Below are 5823 nucleotides of genomic sequence, written 5' to 3'. Positions count from 1 at the left end.
CCCAACCCTCCCCCCTCGAGGGGGAGGGCTTTGGCAGACGCCTCAGCTCTGCCAGTTGCCGATGTCGGCGTCATTGCCCTCGCCCCCTTCCTTGCCGTCGGCGCCGTAGGAGAAGACGTCGAACTGACCGCCGTGAGCCGACGGGCGGCGGTACTGGTATGGGGCGCCCCAGGGATCTTCCGGCAGACGGCGGATATAGCCGCCCTCGCGATAGCGTTCCGGACGGGCCAAGCCGACAGGCGGCGCGGTCAGGGCCTGCAGACCGCTCTGCGCGTCCGGGAAGGTCAGATTGTCGAGGCGATAGGTCTCGATCGCCTGCTCCAGCGTCGAGATGTCGGCCCGCGCCTTGCCGATCATGGCCTTGTCCTGGCTCGGCAGGACGTTGATCGCCACCACCGTCGCGAGCAGGCCGATGATGACGATGACCACCATCAGTTCCACGAGCGTAAACCCCTGCCGGGCTTTGCGCCGTGAAGCGCTATCGCGACGCGCGCGGCGCGTCGCTGCTTGAGCGCGGACACAAGCGCTCTCGGTTGCGACTGGCTCGGCGGGATGTTGCGGCTGGATTTCGGTCATGGCGGGTTCCGGTCTCACCCCATCGCCAGGGTGTTGATCTGAAGGATGGGCAGAAGGATCGACAGGACGATCAGGGCGACCACGCCGCCCATGACGACGATGATCGCAGGTTCGAGGAAGCTGAGCAGGACGGCGGTGAAGGTGCTGAACTCGCGCTCCAGATAGTCCGCGGCGCGCTCCATCATCGGCTCCAGGCGACCGCTGGCCTCGCCAGACGCCGTCATGTGCACCAGGATCGGCGGGAAGACGTCGGCGCGGCGCATGGCCGCCGACAGGCCCCCGCCCTCGCGCACGGCGTCGGCCATCATCTCGGTTGCGGCGCGCAAGGCCCGGTTCGACACCGTGCGGGCCGTGATGGTCAGCCCCTCAAGCACCGGCAGACCCGCTGTGATCATCGTCGACAGGGTGCGCGCCATCCGCGCTCCGTGCAGGTCGCGCGTCAGCCGCCCGACAACCGGCAAACGCAGAATCCGCCGGTCCACCGCCAGCCGGAATTCAGGCTTCCTCAGCCCCGCGACGAAGCCCGCGCCGCCGCCGACCAGCAGCAGCAGGAACAGCCAGCCCCAGTTCCGCATCAGGTCCGACACCCCGATCACCGCCCGCGTCAGCAAGGGCAGGGTCTGGTTCATGCTGTCGAACTGATCGACCACCTTGGGCACGACGAAGACCATCAGGGCGATCACCACCCCCAGGGCCACCAGGGCCAGGACGGTGGGATAGACCAGGGCCGTGATCACCTTGCCGCGCACCTGCTGATCCCGCTCCAGCCCGTCGGCCAGGCGCTCCAGAATGGGCGCGAGCGCACCCGACGCCTCGCCCGCCGCGACAGTGGCGCGGTACAGCGGCGGGAAGGCCGCGCCCTGTCGCGCCATGGCTTCGGACAGGCGCTGGCCCTCGACCACGCCCGCATGGACGCCCGACAGGATGCGGCGCACGTTCGGCCGCTCGGCTTGCAGCATCAGGGTGCGCAGGGCCTCATCGACGGGGGCGACGGTGATCAGGGTGGCCAGCTGACGCGTGGCCAGGGCCAGGGTCCGCGCCGACAGCTTCTGGCGCAGACGCGGGGCCTTGTCGCTCGTCGCGGCGGCTCCTGATGCCCGGCTGAGCGACAGTGTCATCAGGCGGCGGCGCTCCAGCGCCTTGCGCGCAGCCGCCTCGTCCGGCGCGGTCAGCACGCCCGCGACGGTGCGGCCGGAAACATCCACGGCGCTGTAGTCAAAGGCGGGCATCAGGCGGCGCTTCCCAATGCCGGCTCGGGCAGCGGATGCGCCTCGGGCGTTTCCTGACGCGTCACCCGCACCGCCTCCTCGACCGAGGTCACGCCGGCCAGCACCAGGCCGCGCGCCCGGTCCGACAGGCTTCCGCCTTGAGGGAAGGCGGCGGCGACCAGGGCGTCCTCGTCCGCCTCGGCGGCGATCAGGCGGCGCACCTTGTCGTCGATCTTCAGCGTCTCATAGACGCCGACCCGACCGACGTAGCCGGTGTGGTTACACGACCCGCATCCTTGAGCCCGCCACACGGTCGCGCCCTGGGTCACGCCCGACAGACGCGCGGTCGCGGCGTCGGCGGGTTCGGCCCGGCGGCACTCACTACACAGGCGGCGCACCAGCCGCTGGGCCACGATCAGTCGCAGGGTCGAGGCCAGAAGGAAGGGCTCCACCCCCATGTCGCGCAGGCGCGTCACGGCCCCGGCGGCGTCGTTGGTGTGGACGGTGGACAGCACCAAATGCCCGGTCAGCGAGGCCTGCACGGCGACGCTGGCCGTCTCCACATCACGGATTTCACCGACCATGACCACGTCCGGGTCCTGCCGCAGGATGGCGCGCAGGCCCGCCGCAAAGGTCATGCCGACCTTGGGATTGACCTGGGTCTGGCCCACGCCGTCGATGGCGTATTCGACCGGGTCCTCGACCGTCAGGATGTTGCGGGTGGCGTCGTTGAGCAGCGACAGACCGGCATAGAGGCTGGTCGTCTTGCCCGAGCCGGTCGGGCCTGTGACCAGGATGATGCCGTTGGGCTCGCGCAGGGCGTGGCGAAACGCGTCCAGCGCCAGCGGGTCCATGCCGAGGTCTTCCAGCCGCAGATCGGCCTGATCCTTGTCGAGGATGCGCAGCACCACCCGCTCGCCCGCCCGCGACGGCAGGGTCGAGACCCGCACGTCCAGGGTCTTGCCGCCCAGAGCCAGCGGGATGCGCCCGTCCTGCGGCACGCGCTTCTCGGCGATGTCCAGCCGCGCCATGACCTTGATGCGCGACACCAGCAAAGGCGTGATGCGCGGGTTCAGGCTGAGGCTTTCGCGCAGGACGCCGTCCACCCGCATCCGCACGACCAGGGCGCTCTCATAGGGCTCCAGGTGGATGTCGGAGGCTCCAGCCCGCACCGCCTCGGCGATGATGCCGTTGATCATGCGGATGACCGGGGCGTCGTCGGCGGAGTCCAGCAGGTCGGCGGCGGCGGGCAGGTCCTCGATCAGGCCGTCGAGGCCCGACGGCATCTCCATCTGCTGATCGCCCGCGGCGTTCAGGTCGCCCGCATAGACGTCGGACAGGCGGCGGTCGAACTCGGCCTGGGCCATGGCTTGCACCTGCAAGGGCCGCCCCAGCGCCCGGCGCGTCTCGACCAGGGCCAGAGGGTCAGCGCCGTCGCGCAGGCCCACCACGGCGATGTCGCCCGCGTCCAGAAGGATGACGCCGTTCCGCTTGGCGAAACCATAAGGCAGCGTGGGATTGACCAGGGTGATCATGGTGCTCAGCCCTGCGGCGGCGTCGCGTTCTGGGCGGGCGCCAGCGGCGAGATGGTCACGTCCCCGATCGGCGCGGCTACGCCCGGCGCCGGGTTGTCGATGGCGCGCGGCGCGACCGGCGCCTGGGTCCGCATATAGTCGCGCAGCATCTCGTCCAGGCTGGGCTCGACGCCCGGCTGGGCCCGCAACTGCTCGCCGCGCATATAGCCCCAGCGGTCGGCGCTCAGCTGCTGAGCGTCGCCCGGCGTGCGGATGATGGTCGGGCGGATGAAGACCATCAGATTGGTGCGCCCGCGTTGGCGGCTGGTCGACTTGAACAGATTGCCGAGCACCGGGATGTCGCCCAGCCCCGGCACCTTGTCGACCGACAGGCGGTCGTTCTGATCCAGCAGGCCGCCGGCCACCGCGATCTCGCCGTCGTCCACCACCAGGGTCGTCTCCAGCTCGCGCTTGTTCAGCACCAGGTCGGAAGCGCTGTTGGTCAGGACGCCGTTGATGCTGGACACTTCCTGCCGCAGGAACAGGGTGATGGAGCCGCCCGCATTGATCTGCGGCTTGACGATCAGCTTGACGCCGATGTCCTGACGCTGGGTCGTGCGGAAGGGATTGGAGTTGCCGTCCAGCAGGGCCTCGCCCGTCGTGATCGGCACCTCCTGCCCGACCAGGATGGTGGCCTCTTCATTGTCCAGCGTCATCAGCGACGGGGTCTGGAGCAGGTTGGAGCCTTCGTCCGACTTGGCCGCATTGATGATGAAGCCGAACAGGCCGTCAGAGCCGATGCGGCCGCCGCCCCCGCCGATGAAGCCGTTGGCGCCCAGCAGGCTGTTCAGGGCCAGGTTCTGAAGCTGTTCGCGCAAGGGATCGTCCTTGTCCAGCTGGCCCGCCGCCGCCCCGCCCGCAATGGGAACCAGAGGCGCCGAACGGTCGGAATAGTTGGTCAGGCCGATGGGATTGCCGTCCGATCCGGCCAGCAGCCACTGGACCCCCAGTTCGCGCACGGCGGTGTCGCCCAGCTCGACCACGATGGCCTCGATCAGCACCTGCTGGCGGCGGCTGTCGAGCTGGCGGATGACCTCGGCCAGCATCCGCTGGGTGTCGGCTGAGGCCGAGATGACCAGGGCGTTGGCCCCGGGGAAACGGGCGATGCTGGCCTTCTGGCCCGCGACCGGCGCGGCCGGAGCGGCGACTTGCGGCGTCGGCGCGGCGGCCTCGCCAGCACCGCGCGCGGCGGCGGGCGTCGCTGTGGCGGTGGCCGCCGTCACCGGCTGGCCGACGATCTGTTGCAGCACCGGCAGCAACTGCTCGGCGTTGGCGTGTTGCAGGAAGATGACCTTCACGTCGTCCGCCGAGCGGGCGCGACGGTCGAGGTCTTCCACCAGGGGCCGCACCCGCGCCACGGCGGCGGGGTCGCCGCGCAGGATGACGGAGTTGGAGCTGGCCACCGGCGTCACCGACACCATCCCCTGCCCCGGCTGGCCGCCGGGCGGGGTCAGGACCTGAGCCAGGACGCCCGCGATCTCGGCGGCGGATGAGTTCTCCAGCGTCACCACGTCGAACGAGGCGCGGTCCACGTCGATGCGCTGAATCAGGCTGCGGATGCGGCTCAGGTTGTCGGCGAAGTCGGCGACCACGACGCTGTTGCCGCTGGGGTTAGCCAGCACCTGCCCTTGCGGTCCGACCAGGGGCCGGATGGTCTCGGCGGCCGAGGCCGCGTCGATATTCCTCAACTGGAAGACCTGGGTCGAGAAACGCTCGGAGCCGACGGTGGACGGCCCCTGGGCCGCGCCCTGGGCCGGGCTGATGCGATAGGCGCCGGAACTGGTCGGCGTGACGACCAGGCCATTGGCGCGCAGGGTGGACAGGAAGACCTCGAACAGTTCGGTGCGGCTCAGCGCGCGTTGGCTGGTCACGGTGACGCTTCCAGTCACGGCGGGATCGACGATGAAGGTACGGCCCGTGGTGCGGGCCACGTCCTGAATGAAGGCGCGGATGTCGGCGCCCTGAACGTTCAGGGTCTGGCGTCCGCCGTCCTGGGCCATGACCGGCGAGGCCAGCAGAGGCCCCTGCGCGGCGATCAGGGCCGACAGGGCGACGGCGGCGAAAGAGCGGTGAAGGCGCATCACGGGCCGGTCCTTATGGTGGTGGTCTGCACCTGGCCGTTCCGCTCGAAGCGGATCTCGGCGGCGCTGCTGCCGGAAAGCTCGCCGCTCAGTTGCGAAAGGCCTTGCAGACTGTTCAGTTCGGCCCCGTTGACGGCCAGGATGACGTCGCCGGACTGCAAACCCGCCGCCCGCAGCGCCGCCCCGTCGCCGCGCGCGGCCAGGGTGAAGCCCTTGATGCGAAGCCCGTCCATGCGCGGGCGCAGCGAGGCCTGGGCCATCAGCCGCTTGGGATCGACGACCGGGCCGGTCGGTGCAGCAGCGGCGGGGGCCGCAGCCGACACCGGGGCGGGCGCGCCGCCGGGCGGCGCCATGACCCTGCGTCTGATACACATCTCCTCGCCT

At 70.2% G+C, this 5823-nt stretch carries 4 protein-coding genes and 1 pseudogene; all 5 read right to left on the bottom strand.

The window, feature by feature from the left end:
- Positions 1–42: 42 nt before the first annotated feature.
- Positions 43–471 (bottom strand): annotated as a pseudogene (gene gspG, locus HX774_RS18485) (type II secretion system major pseudopilin GspG); the annotation flags it as partial.
- 119 nt (positions 472–590) lie between these two features.
- On the bottom strand, positions 591–1805 hold the full coding sequence (gene gspF / locus HX774_RS18480) for a type II secretion system inner membrane protein GspF (RefSeq protein ID WP_178828901.1): 1215 nt from the start codon (positions 1803–1805) through the stop codon (positions 591–593).
- Positions 1805–3319: a type II secretion system ATPase GspE gene (gene gspE, locus HX774_RS18475; RefSeq protein ID WP_178828900.1), complete on the bottom strand. Its 1515-nt coding sequence runs from the start codon at positions 3317–3319 to the stop codon at positions 1805–1807. Before gspE ends, gspF begins: the two co-directional genes overlap by 1 nt.
- 5 nt (positions 3320–3324) lie before the next feature.
- Entirely contained in the window at positions 3325–5439 is a 2115-nt protein-coding gene (gene gspD / locus HX774_RS18470; RefSeq protein ID WP_178828903.1) for a type II secretion system secretin GspD, read from the bottom strand.
- Positions 5439–5823 (bottom strand): PDZ domain-containing protein (locus tag HX774_RS18465; RefSeq protein ID WP_218650523.1); only part of this gene is annotated, 385 nt, incomplete at its 5' end. The genes gspD and HX774_RS18465, both read right to left, overlap by 1 nt.

Source organism: Brevundimonas sp. P7753 (genome assembly GCF_013386595.1).
In the GTDB taxonomy this organism is placed as follows: domain Bacteria; phylum Pseudomonadota; class Alphaproteobacteria; order Caulobacterales; family Caulobacteraceae; genus Brevundimonas; species Brevundimonas bullata.
Note: the sequence above shows the minus strand (reverse complement) of the source record. Positions and strands in the feature narration are given on the sequence as shown.